Below are 1177 nucleotides of genomic sequence, written 5' to 3'. Positions count from 1 at the left end.
GCGAGTAAGGAAAATCTTTTTTAGTGGTTGATATTAAAGCACCTAATCTACTGTCGCATACCACTCTAACACCCTCTTTTCTTAATCTAACGCCAACGACTAAAAAATTTCTCTCGTTTGCCCAAGGCTATCTTATGCAAGAAGAACATGATGCTTTTTCTGATTATTTGGTTGAAAATTTATTATTTAAATTGCTAGGCCCAGCTATAGCTGGTATTGAAGATCGTTGTGTGTTAAAAGCACAAGCTTGGATTGAGCAGCATTTTGCTATGTCCATTGACATCAACAAACTGTCGCAACTATGCAACTTAAGCAGCAGCCAGCTGCAACGACGTTTCAAACGCAGCACCGGTCAAGGAATTGCAGCGTATTGGCGCAGCAAAAGAATGTTAAAAGCACAACTGCTTCTTGCAAATACGCAACGTTCGATTGAAAACATTGCCTATGAAATTGGTTATGAAAATTTACCGGCGTTTAGCCGCCGCTTTAGCCAAACTTTTGGTATGACGCCCTCCCAGTGGCGTGAAATGATGCTGACTGCAAAAACTATGCGTGCTTAGAATAATACATTGGCTTTTCTAACTTGCTAAACTCCCTATCCCTGGCCACTACACAGGATACGACTTATAAAAAAGGGCTCTTCATGGCAAAAAATAAAGATTATTTTCAGGGTCTACTCTTTCTTATTCTTGCTCAAACGATGGTAGGACTGAACATTGTTTCATCCAAATATTTGCTCTCGGCAATACCCATTTTATTTATGTTAACGCTGCGATTCGGTATAGCAGCATTAATTCTCTTACCGTTACATTGGTTAACTCCAGCCAGGCAATTAACCATTAAACAGCATTTTTCTGTACTTAAGAAAACGGATTGGCTTTTTATTTTAGCCCAAGCATTCTCTGCAGGTGTTTTGTTCAATTGTCTTATGTTGTTAGGTTTGCATTATACAGATGCCAATATGGCAGGTATTATTACCAGTGCTTTACCAGCAACGATTGCGCTAATGTCTTGGCTAATACTTGGTGAGAAAATATCCATAAAAACAGGTATATGCATACTTTTTGCGACCTTAGGTTTGGTTATTATTGCAAGTACTAAATTTAAAGGGGTTGGCTTACACCATTCTTTTTTGGCGATTCAATCGTTCTACTTTCCTTACTGCCTGAAGCGACCT

2 protein-coding genes are annotated in these 1177 nt (G+C 39.0%); both read left to right on the top strand.

The window, feature by feature from the left end; genetic code table 11:
- Positions 1-23 precede the first annotated feature (23 nt).
- Positions 24-560, top strand: coding sequence for a helix-turn-helix domain-containing protein (locus tag BN58_RS23425; protein WP_019216450.1), 537 nt, complete (start codon positions 24-26; stop codon positions 558-560).
- A gap of 83 nt (positions 561-643) precedes the next feature.
- Positions 644-1177 (top strand): DMT family transporter (locus tag BN58_RS23420; protein WP_019216449.1); only part of this gene is annotated, 534 nt, incomplete at its 3' end.

Source organism: Legionella tunisiensis, from assembly GCF_000308315.1.
GTDB classification, from domain to species: domain Bacteria; phylum Pseudomonadota; class Gammaproteobacteria; order Legionellales; family Legionellaceae; genus Tatlockia; species Tatlockia tunisiensis.
This window is presented reverse-complemented; position numbering and strand designations above follow the sequence as displayed.